Genomic DNA, 19334 nt, shown 5'->3' on the forward strand with positions numbered 1-19334 from the left:
CGTGGCCGCTTCCCGCCTTTTTTTGCCCAATTTGAGTTTTAGACTCATCTAAACATTTCAACCAAGCTCATCTAAAAATTCCCGTTATGCGCCTGATTCTACTCCTGTGGCTGGCGTGTCTGGCCGGGCCCGCGGCCGCCCAATCCACCGGCACGGTACGCGGCACCGTGCGGGCCGAGGGCCAGGCCGTGCCCTTTGCCAGCATCGGCATCAAGGGCACCACGCTAGGTACCACTGCCGACGAGCAGGGCCGCTTCGTGCTGAGCAAGGTACCGGTGGGGGCGCAGCGGCTGGCGGCCAGCGCGGTGGGTTTCCGGCCGGCCGAACGCGAAGTGAGCGTGCGGGCCGGCGAAACCACCGCCGTGGCGCTGCTGCTGGCGCCAGCCAGCAACTCCCTGGGCGACGTGGTTATCAGCGGCACGCTGGGCGAAGTCATCAAAAGCCAGTCGCCGGTGCCGGTGGAAATCTACACGCCCAAGTACTTCCAGAAAAACCCCGCGCCCTGCCTGTTCGAGAACCTGATGATGGTCAACGGCGTGCGGCCGCAGCTCAACTGCAACATCTGCAACACCGGCGACATTCACATCAACGGGCTGGAGGGGCCCTACACCATGGTGCTCATCGACGGCATGCCCATCGTGTCGTCGCTGTCGACGGTGTACGGCCTGAGCGGCATTCCCAACAGCATGGTCGAGCGCATCGAGGTGGTGAAAGGGCCGGCCTCCACCCTCTACGGCTCCGAGGCCGTGGGCGGGCTCATCAACGTCATTACCAAGGACCCCGCCAAGGCGGCTCCGCTGTCGGTCGACGGCTTTGGCACCTCGCACGGCGAGGCCAACCTCGACCTGGGCACCACCCTGAAAGCCGGCCGCGCCACTTCCCTGCTCACGGCTAACCTGTTCGGCTACGGCCAGCGCCGCGACGTGAACGACGACGGCTTCACCGACCTGCCCACCCAGCACCGCGTGTCGGTGTTCAACAAGTGGCAGCTTAACCGCCCCGACGAGCGCGTGGCCAGCTTTGCCGGGCGCTACTACTACGAGGACCGCTTCGGCGGGCAGCTCGGCTGGCGGCCCGAGTTCCGGGGCGGCGACAGTATTTATGGGGAAAGCATCTACACCAGCCGCTACGAGGCCCTGGGCCAGTACCAGCTGCCGGTGCGTGGCCAGAAGCTGCTCCTGAGCGGCTCGTTCAACGAGCACAATCAGAACGCGGCCTACGGCACCACCCTCTACCGGGCCACCCAGCGCGTGGGCTTCGGCCAGCTTACCTGGATGCGCCCGCTCAGCATTCGTCACCAGCTGCTGCTGGGCACCGCCTACCGCTACACCTGGTACGACGACAACACACCCGCCACTGCCACGGCCGACACCCTGCACCCGCGCACCCGGCCCGATCAGGTGCACTTGCCTGGCGCCTTCGTGCAGAGCGAGTTCCGGCTCACGCCCGAGGCCACGCTGCTCTCGGGCCTGCGCCTCGACTACAACTCCCACCACGGCCCCATTCTCTCGCCCCGGCTCAATTACAAATGGGGCCGCGACGACGGCAGCCGGGTGCTGCGCGTGGGCGTGGGCAACGGCTTTCGGGTGGTGAACCTGTTTACCGAAGACCACGCCGCCCTCACCGGCGCCCGCCGCGTGGTGGTGCAGGGCAGCCTGCGGCCCGAACGCTCGTGGAACGCCAACGTGAACTACCAGCGGCAGCTGAACGTGGGCAGCGGCACCCTGCTGCTCGACGGCAGCGTGTTCTATACCTACTTCACCAACAAGATTACCCCCGACTACGACACCGACCCCAACCAGATCATTTACCGCAACCTCGACGGCTATGCCGTGTCGCGGGGCCTCACGCTGAACGTGGACTGGGTGCCCATTGCCCCGCTCAAGCTCATGGCCGGCCTGACGGTGCTCGACGTGTACCGCCGGGAGCGGGCCCCCGAAGGCGGTCCGCTGCGCTACCAGCGGCAACTGCACACCCCGCCCGTGTCGGGTACCTACGCCCTGAGTTACACCGTAGATAAGCTAGGGCTGACCGTGGACTACACCGGGCTGGTGAACGGCCCCATGCGCCTGCCGGTGCAGCCCAATGATTTTCGGCCGGCCCGTTCGCCCTGGTACTCGCTGCAGAACGTGCAGCTCACGCGGCGCCTGGGTGCCAAGCTGGAAGTTTACGGTGGGGTGAAAAACCTGCTGGGCTTCGTACCCCGCCACGTGCTCATCCGCGCCTTCGACCCCTTCGACAAATACGTGGCCCAGGACAACCCCAACGGCTACACCTTCGACACGGGCTACAACTACGCCCCGGTGCAGGGGCGGCGCGGGTTTCTGGGCGTGCGCTACGCCCTGTAGCCTATCCCGCCGGCGTGGCCTGCGTATGAGGAAGCCCCCTTCTTCCCTTTCCTGATGTTTCGCCTGACTGTTGCCGGCTTGCTGCTGGGTTTGGGTGCCACTGCGGCCTCGGCCCAGCAGCAGCCCGCTCCACTGCGCTACTCCCTGCGCAACCCCACCCCGCGCGCGCAGCTGCGCAAGCTGCACCCCGACCGCCCCGGCATCACGCAAAGCGCCTTCACGCTCGATCCGGGGCATTTTCAGATCGAAACCAACCTGCTGCGCCTGCGCAACGGCCGCGAAGACGGGCTCCGCCACCGCGAGCTGCTGCTGAACCACGCCGTGCTGAAGCTGGGCCTCTCGGAGCGCACCGACGTGCAGGTAAAGCTGGAGTCGTACTCAATTGAAAAAGAGTGGCCGACGGGCCAGGCCGAGCCCGAGCGGCACCGCGGCTTCGGCGACGTGAGCGTGCGCCTCAAGCGCAACCTCATCGGCGACGACGAAAACCGTCCGGCGGGCTTGGCCATTAGCGGTTACGTGAGCGTGCCCACAGGCGGGGCGCTGGGCCGCGGTGGCCTAGAAGCCGGCCTGAGTTTGCCTTTCGAATACCGCTTGGCCGAGTCCACGGGGTTGTCGGTGCAGCTGCAGGGCGACCTGGAGCACGACCGCGACGCCCGCCGCCACTACCTAGCCCTGCAGCCCGCCGCTACCATCAACCACGACTTCAATTCGGTGCTGGGCAGCTACGCCGAGCTGATGAGTCACTGGGACTCGCGCAACGGCCGCTGGCGCAACCTGCTCAACATTGGTCCCGAGCTCACGCTGAGCGAGAACGTGCAGCTGGATATGGGCGCCGGCCTGCCGCTCAATTCCCGCACCGACCGCGAGTTCTTCCTGGGCTTCACCTACCGCCGCTGATTCGCTGCCGCATCAGCGAAAAAGCCCGGCCAGCTGAGCTGATCGGGCTTTTCATTGCCGATTTCCCTAAAACCAGAGCCGAGCTTAATGGTGCATTTCGTGGGCGTCGGTGAGCATGGGGCTACCCTGAGCTTTCCATTAACCGGCCCTGTTCCAGGTTTACCCGACCAGGGCCGCGCGACTATAGGCGGGCGCCCAGCACCACGCTTTTCTTGTACTCACGCTTCTGTCCGCCGCCGGGCCGGTACAGCTCGATGTGCAGCAGGTAGTGCCCGATGCCGGCCTTGCGCCCGGAATCGGTGAGGCCGTCCCACTGGAAAAAGCCGGTGGTGGCGAGGGTTTCGTTGCGCACCAGCCGGCGCATCAGCCGGCCCTGGGCGTCGTACACGCTCACGCTGGCGGCGTAGCCGGGCTCGTCGAGGCGGTAGGTGAGCGTGGTAAAGTCCCGGTCGCCATCCTCGTCGGGCGTGAACACCTCGGGCTCCACCTGAAACTGCTGGTTGCCGGCCACCTCGCCCAGCTGCTGCGAGTTGCGGCGCCCGGGGGTGGCGTAGCCCACGCTGCCCGCGGCCGAGTGGAAGTTGGCCGCCGCGCTCGGGCCATCGGGCCGGATGCGCTCCAGCGAAACCCCGTCGCGGGTGTCGAGCAAAGCCAGGTGCATGTTCTGGTTGTAGGCGAAACGGTCCAGGGCGGTGCCGTTGGCGGCGCGCAGCAGCACTGTGCCCGCGTCGTCGGCGTAGCTGGGCAGGGCCGTGAGGGTGAGGAAGGCCGCCGGGTCGTGGCTGGTGGGGTACTGGCTTTGCACCACGGCCGGGTTGGGCGTGAGCACCAGCAGTTGCCCCGGCGCCAGCACCAGCGGCTCGGTGCTGATGGTTTCGTACTCCTCGTCGCCCGCCGCGGCAAGGCGCCCGATTTCGGCCCCGCGCAAATCCACGTACTTGGCCGAGCGGTTGAGCAGCTCCACGAAGTCGACGCCGCCGGTGCGGGGGTTAAACAGAATTTCGTTGATGACTACGTCGCCGGCCGCGGGCGCTACCGGCAAAGCAAAGCTGGCCGAGGTAGCCGGCCCGCTGGCATTGCCGGCGCAGTCGGTAGCCCGCTGCACGGTTACGGTGAGGGCCTGGTTCACGGGCAGGGCGCCGGTCAGCAGCAGGTCCACGGCGCGGAAGTCGTAGGGCACGGGCGCCACGCGCTGCACGGTGCCGGCCGGCTGCAGGGCGTAAAGGGCGGGGTTGGCGGTCTGCGCGCTGTCGAGCTTCTCGCCGAAGTACAGGCGGACGGTGGTGGGGTTCACGGCCACGGCGCGCAGCAGGGCGGGCGCCGTGCGGTCGGGGTTCAGGGCGCGCACCGCGTTGGGCTGCCCGGGCGTGCCGCCGCGGGCGTCGGTGCTGGCCAGCCAGTTGTCTAGGCCGCCGCAGAAGTTGGCCGCGTCCACCATTTCCAGCGTCCAGCCGCCCTGCTTTTTGGCGTTGTCGCGGTACCAGGTATCGGAGTAGCTCAGCTCAAACAGGGTGCGGCCGTCGCGGGCGCGCAGCAGCAGCTGGTCGCCGCCGTTGCTCAGGCTGGGAAAGTTGGTCAGCCCGAATACCGGTGCGCCCACCGCCGGGCTTTGCTGGCTCAAATACTGGCTCAGGGCTGCGGCCGCCGACGACGTGCCCACCACCGCGTACTCGCCGGGGCGCAGCACGGCGCCGGCCGGGAATACCGCCGCCGAGCTGCTGCCCGGCTTCAGCAGGCGCACTCCGCCCAGGTCGAGCAGCACGTTGCCGGGGTTGTGAATTTCCACAAACTCCACTAGCGGCAGGCTGCGGGCCGGGTCGGGGTCGGCCATGAGCTCGGTGATGAGCAGCTGCCCCGGCCCGGGGGCCACGGCTGGGCCGAAGTACGTAAACGAAGCCGAGGTCAGCGGGCCGGTGGCGTTGCCACGGCAGTCCACGGCGCGCTGCACGCTCACGGTCAGCGGCTGGTTCACGGGCAGGGCGCTGGCCAGGGTCAGCTCCACGCTGCGGAAGTCGTAGGGCACGGGCCGCACGCTTTGCACGGTGCCGGCGGGCTGCAGGCTGTAGAGTGCGGCGCTTGCCACCTGGGCGCTGTCGAGTTTTTCGCCGAAGGTCAGGCGCACCACCGTGGCGCTGAGGGCCGTGGCGCTCAGCAGCGTGGGCGGGGTTTGGTCGGGCTGGTTGGTAGCTACCGAGTTGGCGCGGGCGGGCGTGGCGCCGGTGGCGTCGGTGCTGGCCGTCCAGTTGGCGGCGCCCACCACGCAGGCCTGGCCGGGGTCAATCAGCTCCAGCGACCAGCCACCGTCGTCCTTGGCGGGGTTGCCGTACCAGGCCGCGGCGTAGCTTACCTCAAACAGGGTGCGGCCGTCGCGGGCGCGCAGCAGCAGCTGGTCGCCGTCGTTGCCCAGGCTGGGAAAGTTGGTCAGTCCGAACACCTTGCCGAAGCCGCTGAACTGCCCGGTGCGGGTGCTGCCGCACACCACCGCGTACTCGCCCGGCAGCAGCGTGGCCCCGGCCGGAAACACCGCCGCCGGGGTGGCCGAGCCGCTCAGGCGCAGCAGCCGCACCCCGGCCAAATCGAGCACGCCGGCGGTGGGGTTATGAATTTCGAGGAACTCGGAGGCGTACTGCGAAGGCGGGCCGGTGGTCGGAGCGGTTTCGTCGGCGAAGATTTCGGTGATGAGCAGCTGGCCCGGCGCGGGCAGCTGCGGCGGCGCCGTGAAGGTAAACGAAGCCGTGAGCGGGCCGGGCGCGGCGTTGCCGTAGAGGTCGGCCACGTTGCGCGCTTCCAGCACGTTGTTACCGGCCGGGAAGCTGCCGCCGAAAGTCAGGTGCACCAGGGCCGGGTCGGCGGCATCGCGCACGGCGGCCGTGGCCACGGCGCCGCTGGCCAGCCGAAACGAACTGGCCGCCACGCCGGCCGCTACCGGCTCGTTGAACTGCGCGTCGAGCTGGCTGGCGCCCGTCACCGTGGCCTGCAGCAGCTGCGGGGCGGAGGCGTCGCTGATGACGAAGTCGTCGAAGTAGAAGCTGCGGTTGTTGGCCGAGGAGTACTCCAGCAGCACGCCCGCGTACTGGCTGCGCGGGTAGGCCGCGTCGGTGGCGGTGCCCTCGGCCACGAAGCTGCGCCCCCCGGTCAAATCGCGCTCCAGGGTCCACACGTTGGCGGCGCTGCGGGTTACGCGCACGCGCACGGTGTTGTTGGTCGAGCCCAGGGTGCCGTCGGTACCGTTGATGATGAGGGCGTTGCTGGCGTCGCGGCGGTAGAGGCTGATTTCGTCGGCGGTGTTGCCCAGGCGCACGAAGAAGCCGCGGTTGGTGCTGGCCTTGAGGTCGGCCTGCTCGGCAATCAGCCACACGTCGGCGTAGTTGGCGGCCGAGGTAGCCAGGCGCAGGTTGGCCCAGAACTCCCAGGTGGTGCTGCCGGTGGCGGCCTGGCTGGGCGTCACCAGCTGAATCTTGCTGCCCGTCACGGCCGGTCCGTTGCTTTGCAGCTGCTGGCCCATTACCTGAAAGCTGGCCGCGTCGCCGGTCCAGCCGGGGTTGCTGGTAAAGTCGCCGTCGGCGAAGGATTCGGTGAGCTGGGCGGCGGCGGGCAGCGCCGGCAGGGCGCACAGGCCCCAAAGGCAAAGTAAACGTGGCAGCATAGGCCGATAGGTATCGATGAATGGCGGGCCCCGCGGCGGTCGGGGGCAGGCTTGTGGTCAGGCAGTTAAACCCCGGCGGCGCCCTTGCGCAGCTCGTCGGCTACGCAAGCTAAAGGTTACGCTACAATTTAACCCGGGCTTTTAGCGAATTTTACCCGCCGCCCGATTGTAGCGCGGTATTCCATTCGATCCGACTATGAAACTTGCTGTTGTAGGCGCCACCGGCCTGGTGGGTGGCGAAATGCTGAAAGTGCTCGAAGAGCGCAACTTCCCCGTCACCGAGCTGCTGCCCGTGGCCTCGGAACGCTCGGTGGGCCAGCTCATCACGTTCAAGGGCCGGCAGTACCCGGTGGTGAGCATGGCCGACGCCATTGCGGCCCGCCCGGCGGTGGCCATTTTCTCGGCCGGCGGCTCGGTGAGCAAGGAGCTGGCCCCGCGCTTCGCCGAAGTGGGCACCGTGGTCATCGACAACTCCTCGGCCTGGCGCATGGACCCCACGAAAAAGCTGATCGTGCCCGAAGTCAACGCCGCGGCCCTTACGCCCGACGACAAGATCATTGCCAACCCCAACTGCTCGACCATTCAGATGGTGGTGGCGCTGAGCAAGCTGCACGAGGCCTACAAGGTGGAGCGCATCGTGGTGAGCACCTACCAGAGCGTGACCGGCACCGGCAAGAAGGCCGTCGACCAGATGATGCAGGAGCGCGCCGGCGGCGAAGTGACCAGCCTGGCCTACCCCCACCCCATCGACCTGAACGTGCTGCCCCACATCGACGTGTTCGAGGACAACGGCTACACCAAGGAGGAAATGAAGATGGTGAAGGAAACCAAGAAGATCATGGGCGACGAGAGCATTCGGGTGACGGCCACGGCCGTGCGCGTGCCCACCGTGGGCGGCCACTCCGAGGCCGTGAACGTGGAGTTTGCCCGCGACTTCGACCTGGCCGAGGTGCGCCGCCTGCTCAGCGCAACCGAGGGCGTGGAGGTGGTCGACGACCCGGCCAACAACCGCTACCCCATGCCCCGCGACGCCCACGGCCGCGACGCCGTGCTGGTGGGACGCCTGCGCCGCGACGAAACCCAGCCCAACACCCTGAACATGTGGGTGGTGGCCGACAACCTGCGCAAAGGCGCCGCCACCAACGCCGTGCAGATTGCCGAATACCTGCTCGGCCAGGGCTGGATTAAGTAGCCCTGCCGCCGTCGGTTTTTTCTGCTTCCGGGCGCCGGCTTCCCTTGCGGGGGGCCGGCGCTTGTGCTTAGCTTGCGCGGCTTTTCGCGCGTCCTATTGGCTACCGGCGAAACGCATTCCTCTTCTCTCCCTTATTTTTTCCTTTTTCGATGCGGAAAGCTTTACCCCTCGCCCTGGTTGGGGCCGCGCTGCTGCTCAACGGCTGTGCTTCTATCGTGAGCAAATCCCGCTGGCCGGTAAGCATTTCGAGCGCGCCTTCGGAAGCCGACATCGTGATTGTGGACCAGCGCGGCCGCGAAGTGGCCAAGGGCAAAACCCCCACGGTGGTGCACCTGCGCTCGGGCGCCGGCTTTTTCACCAAGGCCGAGTACGTGGTTACCTTCACCAAGCCGGGTTACGACACCAAGCAGCTCTCCATCACGGCCGACCTGAACGGCTGGTACCTGGGCAACCTCGTATTCGGCGGCCTGATCGGCTTCCTGATCGTTGACCCCGCCACGGGCGCCATGTACAAGATTGAGCAGCGCGACGTGCAGGCTTTGCTCGTGGAATCGGGCAAAACCCAGCTGCTGCCCACGCCGGGCGAGCTGCGCATCATGTCCATCGACGAGGTGCCGGCTGAGCTGCAAGGAGCAATGGTGCGCGTGCAGTAGCCTTACCCGCCACCAAGCAAAAGGGGAGCCCGGCGGCTCCCCTTTTTTGTTGACCTGGCTTCCGGTTTCAACGCCCAAACACCCGCCCGGCAAAGTCGAGCACGGCGCGACGGGTTACCTCGGGCTGCTCGAAGTAGCCCAGGTGGCCCACGTCGTCGAGCAGCAGCACGTGGCTTTCGGCGGGCAGGGCCAGCTGCGGCAGCAGGCTTTCCACCGGCACGGCCACGTCGTCTTTGCCCACGATGAACTGCACGGGGTACCCGGCCGTGCGCAGCACCTCGGTCCGGTTTGGGCGCTCCTTCATGGCGCGCAGGGCGCCGGTCACGGTTTCCACCGGCGTGGCCTTGCCGATGTCTTCCAGAAAGCACCGCTCGTCAATGAGCCGCTCGCGGTTGGCGGGGGCAAACAGGGGGCGGATAAACGACTCCATGAACTTCTCCACGCCGTGGCGCTGCACGAAGTCGATGTTTTTGTCGCGGTTGGCTTTCTTTTCCTCGGTATCGGGCAGGGCCGTGGAGTGAAACAGCGAGAGGCCAGCCACCATGTCGGGGTAGCGCTCGGCAAAGGCCAGGGCCGCGTAGCCGCCCATGCTGTGGCCCACCAGCAAAGCTTTTTCCACGTGGCGCTGGCGCAGGTAATCGGCCAGGTAGCGCGCCTGGGCTTCCATCGAGTAGTCGCGCACGTCGTGGATGTTGGTGCCGAAGCCCAGCAGGTTGGGCGTGAGCAGGCGGTACTGGTCGGGGAAGTCGCGGGTGAAATCGGTCCAGATTTCGCGGCTTTCGCCGAAGCCGTGCAGCAGCACAATGACGGGGAGCGGGCTCATGGAAGCTAGAAGCAAAGTCGAAGGGGGAATGCGGCAAATCTACGGCCCGGCAACTGGTTCCGGCCGATTTCCGGGGGGAAGTGTAGCTTCGCCGGGGCCGCTCGCGTATGCAGGCGGCCTCCCTCTTCTATGAAACCACGTTTTCTCTGGCTCTGGCTCGGCTTGCTGCCGCTGGCCCCCAGCCTCGCCCAACAAACGCCCGACACCCTGCAGACGCCCGCCCCAGCGGTGCTGGCGCCGCCCGTAGCCGCGCCCGCGCCGGTGGTCGTACCCTCCCCGGCTGCCGTGGCCCCGCCGCCGGCCGCCGCGCCGCGCCGCGACGTGACCGACCGCAAAGCCCCGCTGCAGGCGCCCGTGTACGTGCCGCTCGACCAGGACGTGTACCGGCTCATCGACCGCTACGCCATCAAGTACGGCCCCGATTCCCTGGGCGACGTGCACACCTCCAGCAAGCCCTATAACCGGGCCGCGGTGGCGCGGCTGGCCGAGCGTATGCGCCGCGACAGTGCGCTGGTGGGTGGCCGCGGCACTTCACGGGCCGACCGCTTCAACCAGCGTTACCTGCTACGCGACAACTGGCAGTTTGTAACCGATGCCGCCAGCCAGGCCGCAAACGTGAGCCGCCGGCCGTTGCTGAAGCACTTCTACCGTAATCCGGCCGACCTCTACAGCGTCAACACGCCCGACTTTACCCTGCGTGTGAACCCGGTGGTGCACTTCCAGGTGGGCTCCGACTCGGAAAGCGCCGACGGGCTGCGCTACGTGAACACGCGCGGTGTGCAGCTGGAAGGCACCGTGGACGGCCGCCTGGGCTTTTTCACCTACCTGGCCGACAACCAGATGGCCGTGCCCGACTACGTGCAGCGGCGCATCCTGCGCGACACCATTGTGCCGCACGAGGGCTACTGGAAGTACTACAAGCAGGATTTAACCAACCCCGTACTGCCCAGCAGCTACGACTTCCTCACGGCCCGCGGCTACATCACCTACGCCGCTACCCGCCACATCAACGTACAGCTGGGCCACGACCGCAACTTCATCGGCAACGGCTACCGCTCGCTCATCCTGTCCGACTACGCGGCACCCTACTTTTTCCTGAAGCTGAATACCCGCGTCTGGAAGTTCAACTACCAGAACCTGTTCAGCGAGATGAACGCCGACCGGGCCTACCTCAAGGACCGCATCGACCCCAAAAAGTACCTGGCGCTGCACCACCTGAGCCTCGACATTACGCCGGCCCTGAACGTGGGCGTGTTCGAGTCCATCGTGTTTGCCCGGGGCCGGGGGCGCTTCGAGCTGCAGTACCTGAACCCGCTCATCTTCTACCGCAGCGTGGAGCAGGGCCTGGGCTCCGACGACAACGCCCTGCTCGGCGCCGACTTCCGCTGGAACCTGCGCCGCTTCCGCGCCCAGCTCTACGGCCAGCTGGTGCTCGACGAGTTCGTGCTGGGCGAAATCCGCGACGGCAACGGCTGGTGGGGCAACAAGCAGGCCTTTCAGCTGGGCGGCAAGCTGGTGGACCTGGCCGGCATCCGCAACCTCGACGCGCAGCTGGAGTTCAACTACGTGCGCCCCTACACCTACCAGCACCAGGACTACTACACCGGCTACACCCACTACCAGCAGCCGCTGGCCCACCCCATGGGCGCCAACCTGCGCGAAGTGTTTGGCCAGCTCAGCTACCAGCCCCTGCCCCGCCTCACGCTGGTGGGCAAGGCCTTCTACGTGGAGCAGGGCCTCGACATTCGGGTGAACAGCAGCACCGAGCTGAACTACGGCGGCAACGTGCTGCGCCCCTACGCCGACCGCATTCAGGAATACGGCAACCGCGTGGGCCAGGGCCTGCGCCACGAGCTGCTGCACGGCGACTTCACCGCCACCTGGCAGGCCCGCCACAACCTCTGGCTCGACGGCAAGCTCATCGTGCGCCACTCCAACCTCTACGGCAACGCGGCCATTCCCTCCCTGTCGCTGCGCTGGAACGCCGCCCAGCGCCTGCACGAATTCTAAACCCCGGATTCCGGCGGATTTCGTGGAATACGTAGGGACGCGTTGCCCGCGCCCGCCCCGAAACAGCAGAGGCGCCTGGGCTCGAAGCCGGGGCGCCTCTGCTGTTTCGGGGCGGGTCAATCAAAGTAAACCCGGGCCTGGGCCGACTGAAAGGACACCGCGGCCGGGGAAATCCAGCAACATCCGGCGCGCTACCTTTGCCCCCGCCCATGAAGACATACCTGCGCCTGCTCCGGTTTTCCCGCCCGTACCTCGATTTCGTGCCGCAGTACGTGGTGTTCACGGTGCTGGGCATCCTGTTCGGGCTCTTCAACTTCACCCTGCTCATTCCGATGCTCAACGTGCTGTTCGGCACCACGGGCGAGCAGGTACAGGCTGCCCCCGCCTCGCTGCCGGCCTTTGAGCTGAGCACCGAATACGCTTCGGACGTCTTCAACTACTACTTCGCGCAGGTAATAGCCGAGCGCGGCCGATTGGGGGCCCTCACCTTCGTGTGCGGGGTGTTGGTGGCCTCGGTGTTTCTGGCCAACTTCTTCAAGTACCTCGCCTTCCGGGTGGTGGCCCGCATCCGCGCCCGCGTCATCCGCAACGTGCGCCACGGCCTGTACGAGCGCGTCACGCAGCTGCATCTGGGCTACTTCACCCAGGGCCGCAAGGGCGACCTGATGTCGCGCCTCACCAACGACGTGCAGGAAGTGGAGTCGTCGGTTATCAGCACGCTCACGGTGGTGGTGCGCGAGCCGCTGCAGATCATTGCCTACTTCGTGATGCTGTTCACCTTGTCCACTAAGCTCACGCTCTTCACCCTGCTGTTTCTGCCCGTCTCGGGGCTCATCATTTCCACTCTCTCCAAGCGCCTGAAGCGCAGCGCCCAGCAGGGCCAGCACACGCTGGGCTCCATGCTGGGCATTTTCGACGAAACCCTGGGCGGCATGCGCGTCATCAAGGCCTTCAACGCCGAGGCGCACATGATGAGCAAGTTCCGCGAGCAGAACGGCACCTACTACCGCGTGGTGCGGGCCATGGGCAACGCCCGCGACCTGGCCTCGCCACTCTCGGAGGTGCTGGGCGTGCTGGTGGTGGTGGTGCTGCTGTACGTGGGCGGCTCCATGGTGCTGACCGGCGAGTCAGCGCTGTCGGCCAGCAAGTTCATTACCTACATCGTGTTTTTCTCGCAGGTGCTGGTGCCGGCCAAGGCGCTGTCGTCGGGCTTCAGCTACATCCAGCGCGGGCTGGTAGCCGGCCGCCGCATTCTCGACGTGATTGACACCGAGTCGGCGGTGCGCGACCAGCCCGGCGCCCACGAGCTGCCGCCCTTTCAGCAGCAGGTGGAGTTCCGGGGCGTCGCGTTCAGCTACGGCGAGCACGCCGTGCTGCAGGACATCAACCTGACGGTGACCAAGGGCCAGACGGTGGCGCTGGTGGGCCCCTCGGGCGGCGGCAAAAGCACCCTGGCCGACCTGGTGCCGCGCTTCTACGACCCCACCGCCGGCCAGATTCTCATCGACGGCCACGATTTGCGGGCCTGCACCCTGCACTCGGTGCGCGAGCAGATGGGCATCGTGACCCAGGAAAGCATTTTATTCAACGACACCATCTTCAACAACATCCGCTTCAACAAGGCCGATGCCACCGAGGACGAAGTCGTCGAAGCGGCCAAAATTGCCAACGCCCACGAGTTCATCATGGCCTCGCCCGAGGGCTACCACACCGTCATCGGCGACCGGGGCGCCCGGCTCTCGGGCGGGCAGCGGCAGCGCCTGAGCATTGCCCGCGCCATTCTGCGCAACCCGCCCATCCTGATTCTGGACGAAGCCACCTCGGCCCTCGACACCGAGAGTGAGAAGCTGGTGCAGCAGGCCCTCACGCGCCTGATGGCCAACCGCACCAGCATCGTCATTGCCCACCGCCTGAGCACCGTGCAGCACGCCGACGAAATCGTGGTTATCCAGCACGGCCGCATCGTGGAGCGCGGTACTCACCAGCAGCTGCTGACCCGACCCGACGGCCTCTACGCCCGCCTGAGCAAGCTGCAGAACAATCCCGCCCTGGCGTAGGGGCGCGTTGTCCGCGTCCGCCCAGCCGGGCCTTTGACGGAACAGCGGCCAACCCAACGTGAGTCTGCGTGCAAGGCGCCCCTACGCCGGTGTCATTCGTATAGGGGCTATATTTCGCCGGCCCGATATGCCCGGGCCGGCCGCCACTTTTCACCGACACCCGCTACCCCCATGCTTCTTTTCCGCCGCGTACTCACCGTTGTGGTGATGCTGTACCTGCTCGTCGCCCTGCTGTTCATTGCCACGCCCGCCTCGCGCGAGTCGATGATGAGCGTGCTGGGCAGCCCGCCCGCCGACTTCTGGTATACCATGACGTTTATTGGAGCCGTGCTGCTGCTGCTCGAGCTGCTGGTCGAAAACGTGCACGGCGTAGGGCTGCGCCGCGACATCACCCGCCACGAAGCCAAGATCAACGAGCTGAAGGCCCGCCTTTATGACCACCACCTCGACCGCAACGACGCGCCGCTGACGACGCCCGCCGCCGCCGCCCCGGCCTACCACCCGCCCGCCCCGGCCCCCGGCGCCATTCCGCGCACCGGCACCGCCGTGCCCCCGCCCTCGGCCGCCGACCTGCCGCCCACCACGCACCCCAATCCGACCTACCCTTCGGGCGCGCCAAACCAGCCCCTGGCGTAACTTCGCGCCGTGGCAGATACCCTCACCGACCTCATCCGGGCTGAACTCAGCGAGGCCCGCAGCGTGCTCGACCGTTTTCTGGCCGAGCCCGACAACCTCCACCACATCGAGCAGGCCGCCCGGCTCATGGCCGCCAGCCTCGCGCAGGGTGGCAAAATCCTGAGCTGCGGTAACGGCGGTTCGCTCTGCGACGCCCAGCACTTTGCCGAGGAGCTGACTGGCCGCTACCGGCAGGACCGCCCGGCCCTGGCAGCCATTGCCCTCACCGAAGCGTCGCACATGAGCTGCGTGGCCAACGACTACGGCTACGAGTTCGTGTTCAGCCGCTACGTGCAGGCCCTGGGCCGCCCCCACGACGTGCTGCTGGCCATCAGCACCAGCGGCCACTCGCCCAACGTGCTGCGCGCCGCCGAGGCCGCCAAAGCCGCCGGCATGACGGTGGTGGCCCTCACCGGCAAGGACGGCGGCCCCCTCGCAGCTTTGGCCGACGTGGAAATCCGCGCCCCGCACTCCGGCTACGCCGACCGCATCCAGGAAATTCACATCAAGGTGATTCACACGCTCATTTTGCTTATCGAGCAGTTGGTAGCGACTTAATGAATGCGCTGGATGCACAGTACCAACACGCCATAGATGAGCTTGCTCATGATTTACTGGCTGAAAGGGCCGCCGAGCTGCGTAATTGGCCTGACTATGGTAACTGCACCATTCAGGTAAACAACCGAGTGCAAGACGTTGGCTGGTGGCATTACTCGTTCCAGGAAACAGGCCAGCACCACATCTTCTTCAAAACAGGGCGCAAGCTGTGGTTTGGTTTTTACCGGCCGTACCTAAGTGGAGTCAAGATAGCCGCCGATAATACCGTCAGCTTGCTGTCCGATGAAGAAGTAGCCGAATACGACTAACCTACTGAAGCGGCCCTATGACTTATCAAAAGTCATAGGGCCGCAGTCTTTCATTCTCCTATCTTCGCTCGCTCTCCTTCTAGCGTTTATTCTTATGCTTACCAAAACCTTCGGCTCGGCCGTGCAGGGCGTTCATGCCTATACCATTACCATCGAAGTTGTTGTCTCGCAGGGCCTGGGCTTTTTCGTGGTGGGCCTGCCCGACAACGCCATCAAGGAAAGCCAGCAGCGCATTGAGGCGGCCATGCGCCTGCGCGGCTACACCATGCCCCGCACCAAGGTGGTGGTGAACATGGCCCCGGCCGACATCCGCAAGGAAGGCTCGGCCTACGACCTGCCCATTGCCCTGGGCATTTTGCACGCCTCCCAGCAAATCAGCACCGAGCGGCTGGGCGAGTACCTGATTATGGGCGAGCTGGCCCTCGACGGCGAGCTGCGCCCGGTGCGGGGTGTATTGCCCATTGCCATTCAGGCCCGCAAGGAAGGCTTCCGCGGCTTCATCCTGCCCCGCGAAAACGCCCGCGAGGCCGCTATCGTCAACCAGCTCGACGTGATTCCCGTCGACACCATGCAGCAGGCCGTCGACTTCCTCGAAGGCCGCCTCGCCATCGAGCCGCTGCGCGTCGACACCCGCGACGTGTTCGAGCACGAAGTCAACCAGTACGCCGCCGACTTTGCCGACGTGCAAGGCCAGGAAAACATCAAGCGCGCCCTGGAAATTGCCGCCGCCGGCGGCCACAACGCCATTATGATCGGCCCGCCCGGCGCCGGCAAAACCATGCTGGCCAAGCGCCTGCCCGGCATCCTGCCGGTGCTTACCCTGCACGAGGCCCTCGAAACCACCAAGATTCACTCGGTAGCCGGCAAGCTGGGCTCCCACGCGACCCTGCTGCATACCCGCCCCTTCCGCGCCCCGCACCACACCATCTCCGACGTGGCCCTGGTGGGCGGGGGCGGCAACCCGCAGCCGGGCGAAATCTCGCTGGCCCACAACGGCGTGCTGTTTCTCGACGAGCTGCCCGAGTTCAAGCGCACGGTGCTGGAAGTGATGCGCCAGCCCCTGGAAGAGCGCCGCGTCACCATTGCCCGCGCCAAGGTCAGCATCGACTTTCCGGCCAACTTCATGCTCATTGCCAGCATGAACCCCTGCCCCTGCGGCTACTACAACCACCCCGACAAGCCCTGCGTGTGCGGCCCCGGCGTGGTGCAGAAGTACCTCAACAAAGTCAGCGGCCCCTTGCTCGACCGCATCGACCTGCACGTGGAAGTTACGCCCGTGAGCTTCGACCAGATGGCCGAAACCCGCCGCGCCGAAAGCTCGGCCGCCATTCAGCAGCGCGTGGAAAAGGCCCGCCAGGCCCAGGCCCTGCGCTTCAAGGACTTTGACGGGATTCACTCCAACGCCATGATGCCCGCCCAGATGGTCAAGGACATCTGCCAGATCAGCCCCGCTGGCCGGACCCTGCTCAAAACCGCCATGGAGCGCCTCGGCCTCTCGGCCCGCGCCTACGACCGCATCCTGAAAGTAGCCCGCACCATCGCCGATCTGGCCGGCACCGACGACATCCGTATCGAGCACCTGGCCGAAGCCATTCAGTACCGCAGCCTCGACCGCGAAGGCTGGGCCGGCTAACTGCTGCTATTGGCTCGCCGCGAACCGGAGGAGAGGTTATACAGCCGGATTTGGCCGACCAGCCTTCATTGGCGCAGAAGCTGGCTCGGGGCGCTCCACCCCTGGCCGGTGCGCACGCGCACGGTGTACACGCCCGCGGGTTGCGTCCCCAACTGCAGTTGATAAGTCCCCGCCTGGGCCGGCGGCGTAACCGTTTGCACCCGGCGGCCCAGCGCGTCGCGCACTTCGATGCTGCGGGTGCCGGCGGGTAGTTTGAGCGTAAACTCGCCACTGACGCTGGGGTTGGGATACACCGCCAGCTGCGGCAGCCGCCGGGCCGCGGGGCTGGCCAGCACGCCGCTGAGGCTGGTCTGCCACATATCCGCGAGCGTCGACGCGTTGGACGCGGCCGTGTTACCGCCCCACACATACAGGTGGTTGTTGTGAATGACGGCCGCCGCGTTGCGCCGGGGCGGCAGGTTGGAGGTAAACGTGCGCAGCTGCCCCGTGCGCGTGTTGTAGGCGGCCAGGTAGCTCTGGTTGGTGAAGTCGCCGACCAGCCACAGCCACTCGCCCTGCACCGCTACCGCCTGGTTGGAAACCGTGGTGGGTAGCGTGCCCAGGGCCTGCCACTGGTTGGTGGCAATGTCGTAGGCGTCGACGCGGGCCGAGTTGACGACGCCGTTGTAGCCACCCACGGCGTAGATCTTGCCGTTTACGGCGGCGCCGTAGGTGTTTTTTGCTTCCGGCATGGGCGCCAGCGCCGTCCAGACGCCGGTGGCGGGGTCGAAGGAGCGCAATTCGTTGGTAAACGTGCCGTTGGTCCGCAGTCCGCCGTAGGCGTAGAGCCGGCCGTTCCAAGTGGCCAGCCCAGCCTGGTTGGCCGGCACATCGTTGCTGAAAGTGCTGGCCAGCGTGCCGTTGCCCGGCAGCAGGCTGAACATGGCGGGCATCGGACCGGCTATGGTGGCGCCATTGAGCACGTATAGGCGGGCGCTGCCGGTGCCAGGGTTGAGCAAGACGGCCTTGGCCAGCCGGTGTTCGGGCACCTGCCCCGTGCTGAGCGGCGTCGCCCCCCAGCTGTTGGCCGCGGGGTCGTAGCGGAATACCTCGCTGGTAAAAGCCGTTTGAGGGCTGCCCCCGCCTACCATGTAGAAGTAGGTTTGGTCCTGGCAGTAGGCCATGGCGTAGCGCCCCCCGTCGGGCAGCGCGGCCAGCGGCGTGAATACCAGGGAATTGGTTTGGGCGCACACCGGCGCGGAGCCAGCCAGCACCAGTAGCAGGGAAAGTAGGCGTTTCATCAGGGGCGGGGAAATATTCCTCGAAGATAAGCGCCCCCGCTTTCCCGTTTCAGGCCAAGCCGCCGCGATGCTGCGGGCCAGAATGCGCTACCCAAGTCGGTCGATTTCGCCAGCTGGAAGGCTAATGCCGCCGGCCGGGGCGTAACTTGCGCCCCGAACTTACGCCCCTGCAGATGTACCGTTCGTTGCTCAAGCCGCTGCTTTTTCGCCTCGATGCGGAGCAGGCCCACCACCTGGTATTTGGGGCGCTGGGCTTGGCCGGGGGCGTGCCGGGCGCGGCGGCCCTGCTGCGCAGCCAGTTTGCCTACCAGCACCCCAGCCTGGAGCGGGAGGTGTTCGGGCTGAAGTTTCGCAACCCCATCGGGCTGGCCGCGGGCTTCGACAAAGATGCGCGGCTGGTCGACGAGCTGGCCGCGCTGGGCTTTGGCCACGTCGAAATCGGTACCGTTACGCCGCGGCCGCAGCCGGGCAACCCCGCCCCGCGCCTGTTCCGCCTGCCCGCCGACCGCGCCCTGATCAACCGCATGGGCTTCAACAACGCCGGCGCGGCCGCTGCGGCCGAGCGCCTGCGCCGCCGCCGCGCCGACATCATCATCGGTGGCAACATCGGCAAGAACAAAGACACGCCCAACGAGCAGGCCGCCGCCGACTACGTAGCCGCGGTGCAGGCCCTGCACGAAGTGGTCGACTATTTCGTGGTGAACGTGTCGTCGCCCAACACGCCCGGTTTGCGGCAGCTGCAGGAACGCGAGCCATTGCTGCAGCTGCTGCGCGCGGTGCAGCGCGCCAACCACGCCCAGCGCACTGCCCGCCCCCTGTTGCTCAAGATTGCCCCCGACCTCAGCAACGGGCAGCTCGACGACATCATTGCCATTGTGCGCGAGGCTGGCCTCAGCGGGGTGGTGGCCACCAACACCACCGTGGCCCGCGGTGGCCTGCGCACCCCGGCAACGGCAGTCGAGCAAATGGGCGCGGGCGGGCTGAGTGGGGCGCCGCTGCGCGGCCGGGCTACCGAGGTCATCCGCTACCTGCACGCGCAGTCGGGCGGCAGCTTCCCCATCATCGGCGTGGGCGGCATCTTCTCGCCGGCCGACGTGCAGGAAAAACTGGCGGCTGGGGCCGCGCTGGTGCAGCTCTACACCGGCTTCATTTACGAAGGCCCGGGCGTGGTGCGGCGCATGTGCCGCGAACTAGTGGGCGCCGCCGCCGTAGGAAGCTGATTGACCCAAGTGCCCAAAGCGGCTAGCTTAGCCG

14 protein-coding genes are annotated in these 19334 nt (G+C 66.6%); 11 read left to right on the forward strand and 3 right to left on the reverse strand.

What is annotated here, in order from left to right:
* The first annotated feature begins 86 nt into the window (after window positions 1-86).
* Complete coding sequence (locus tag ACE191_RS11330; protein WP_400192337.1) at window positions 87-2348, forward strand: TonB-dependent receptor plug domain-containing protein; 2262 nt, start codon at window positions 87-89, stop codon at window positions 2346-2348.
* Between the two features lie 54 nt (window positions 2349-2402).
* The gene (locus tag ACE191_RS11335) at window positions 2403-3245 is read left to right on the forward strand and encodes a transporter (RefSeq protein WP_400192338.1); all 843 of its coding nucleotides are present in this window, start codon (window positions 2403-2405) and stop codon (window positions 3243-3245) included.
* 181 nt (window positions 3246-3426) lie between these two features.
* On the opposite strand, the gene ACE191_RS11340 is transcribed toward ACE191_RS11335, so the two are convergent.
* Window positions 3427-6891 (reverse strand): lamin tail domain-containing protein, encoded by a 3465-nt coding sequence (locus ACE191_RS11340; RefSeq protein WP_400192339.1) that lies wholly within the window; start codon window positions 6889-6891, stop codon window positions 3427-3429.
* 196 nt (window positions 6892-7087) lie between these two features.
* Between ACE191_RS11340 and ACE191_RS11345 the strand changes: the two genes are divergently transcribed.
* Together ACE191_RS11345 and ACE191_RS11350 are read left to right on the forward strand one after the other, a co-directional pair.
* Window positions 7088-8083, forward strand: coding sequence for an aspartate-semialdehyde dehydrogenase (locus ACE191_RS11345; RefSeq protein ID WP_400192340.1), 996 nt, complete (start codon window positions 7088-7090; stop codon window positions 8081-8083).
* A 149-nt stretch (window positions 8084-8232) separates the two neighbouring features.
* On the forward strand, window positions 8233-8736 hold the full coding sequence (locus tag ACE191_RS11350; protein WP_400192341.1) for a hypothetical protein: 504 nt from the start codon (window positions 8233-8235) through the stop codon (window positions 8734-8736).
* Window positions 8737-8803: 67 nt separating this feature from the next.
* Here the strand turns inward: ACE191_RS11350 and ACE191_RS11355 are convergent, their stop codons facing one another.
* Window positions 8804-9559: an alpha/beta fold hydrolase gene (locus ACE191_RS11355; RefSeq protein ID WP_400192342.1), complete on the reverse strand. Its 756-nt coding sequence runs from the start codon at window positions 9557-9559 to the stop codon at window positions 8804-8806.
* Between the two features lie 129 nt (window positions 9560-9688).
* Between ACE191_RS11355 and ACE191_RS11360 the strand changes: the two genes are divergently transcribed.
* From ACE191_RS11360 to ACE191_RS11385, 6 genes are all read left to right on the forward strand, one after another.
* Window positions 9689-11569 carry a capsule assembly Wzi family protein gene (locus ACE191_RS11360; protein ID WP_400192343.1) on the forward strand — a complete coding sequence of 627 codons (1881 nt, stop codon included), beginning with the start codon at window positions 9689-9691 and terminating at the stop codon, window positions 11567-11569.
* A gap of 209 nt (window positions 11570-11778) precedes the next feature.
* Complete coding sequence (locus ACE191_RS11365) at window positions 11779-13626, forward strand: ABC transporter ATP-binding protein (protein ID WP_400192344.1); 1848 nt, start codon at window positions 11779-11781, stop codon at window positions 13624-13626.
* A gap of 171 nt (window positions 13627-13797) precedes the next feature.
* Window positions 13798-14262: a hypothetical protein gene (locus tag ACE191_RS11370; protein WP_400192345.1), complete on the forward strand. Its 465-nt coding sequence runs from the start codon at window positions 13798-13800 to the stop codon at window positions 14260-14262.
* 9 nt (window positions 14263-14271) lie between these two features.
* A complete protein-coding gene (gene lpcA / locus ACE191_RS11375; protein WP_400192346.1) occupies window positions 14272-14859 on the forward strand; it encodes a D-sedoheptulose 7-phosphate isomerase in 588 nt (195 codons plus the stop codon).
* Entirely contained in the window at window positions 14859-15167 is a 309-nt protein-coding gene (locus tag ACE191_RS11380; protein WP_400192347.1) for a hypothetical protein, read from the forward strand. Before lpcA ends, ACE191_RS11380 begins: the two co-directional genes overlap by 1 nt.
* Before the next feature lie 94 nt (window positions 15168-15261).
* A complete protein-coding gene (locus tag ACE191_RS11385) occupies window positions 15262-16800 on the forward strand; it encodes a YifB family Mg chelatase-like AAA ATPase (protein ID WP_400192348.1) in 1539 nt (512 codons plus the stop codon).
* Window positions 16801-16865: 65 nt separating this feature from the next.
* Here the strand turns inward: ACE191_RS11385 and ACE191_RS11390 are convergent, their stop codons facing one another.
* Window positions 16866-18080, reverse strand: a complete 1215-nt coding sequence (locus tag ACE191_RS11390) for a kelch repeat-containing protein (protein WP_400192349.1) — start codon at window positions 18078-18080, stop codon at window positions 16866-16868.
* 173 nt (window positions 18081-18253) lie between these two features.
* On the opposite strand from ACE191_RS11390, the gene ACE191_RS11395 reads away from it, so the two are divergent.
* Window positions 18254-19300 carry a quinone-dependent dihydroorotate dehydrogenase gene (locus ACE191_RS11395; RefSeq protein WP_400192350.1) on the forward strand — a complete coding sequence of 349 codons (1047 nt, stop codon included), beginning with the start codon at window positions 18254-18256 and terminating at the stop codon, window positions 19298-19300.
* Window positions 19301-19334 lie beyond the last annotated feature (34 nt).

This window comes from Hymenobacter sp. B81, assembly GCF_044628455.1.
Taxonomy (GTDB): domain Bacteria; phylum Bacteroidota; class Bacteroidia; order Cytophagales; family Hymenobacteraceae; genus Solirubrum.

Bases quoted from the DNA above. Each gene is read 5' to 3' on its own strand.
- ACE191_RS11365 (WP_400192344.1), top strand. From the start codon at position 11,779: ATGAAGACATACCTGCGCCTGCTCCGGTTTTCCCGCCCGTACCTCGAT.
- ACE191_RS11330 (WP_400192337.1), top strand. From the start codon at position 87: ATGCGCCTGATTCTACTCCTGTGGCTGGCGTGTCTGGCCGGGCCCGCG.
- ACE191_RS11335 (WP_400192338.1), top strand. From the start codon at position 2,403: ATGTTTCGCCTGACTGTTGCCGGCTTGCTGCTGGGTTTGGGTGCCACT.
- ACE191_RS11385 (WP_400192348.1), top strand. From the start codon at position 15,262: ATGCTTACCAAAACCTTCGGCTCGGCCGTGCAGGGCGTTCATGCCTAT.
- ACE191_RS11340 (WP_400192339.1), bottom strand. From the start codon at position 6,891: ATGCTGCCACGTTTACTTTGCCTTTGGGGCCTGTGCGCCCTGCCGGCG.
- ACE191_RS11370 (WP_400192345.1), top strand. From the start codon at position 13,798: ATGCTTCTTTTCCGCCGCGTACTCACCGTTGTGGTGATGCTGTACCTG.
- ACE191_RS11395 (WP_400192350.1), top strand. From the start codon at position 18,254: ATGTACCGTTCGTTGCTCAAGCCGCTGCTTTTTCGCCTCGATGCGGAG.
- ACE191_RS11380 (WP_400192347.1), top strand. From the start codon at position 14,859: ATGAATGCGCTGGATGCACAGTACCAACACGCCATAGATGAGCTTGCT.
- ACE191_RS11345 (WP_400192340.1), top strand. From the start codon at position 7,088: ATGAAACTTGCTGTTGTAGGCGCCACCGGCCTGGTGGGTGGCGAAATG.
- ACE191_RS11350 (WP_400192341.1), top strand. From the start codon at position 8,233: ATGCGGAAAGCTTTACCCCTCGCCCTGGTTGGGGCCGCGCTGCTGCTC.
- ACE191_RS11355 (WP_400192342.1), bottom strand. From the start codon at position 9,559: ATGAGCCCGCTCCCCGTCATTGTGCTGCTGCACGGCTTCGGCGAAAGC.
- ACE191_RS11390 (WP_400192349.1), bottom strand. From the start codon at position 18,080: ATGAAACGCCTACTTTCCCTGCTACTGGTGCTGGCTGGCTCCGCGCCG.
- ACE191_RS11360 (WP_400192343.1), top strand. From the start codon at position 9,689: ATGAAACCACGTTTTCTCTGGCTCTGGCTCGGCTTGCTGCCGCTGGCC.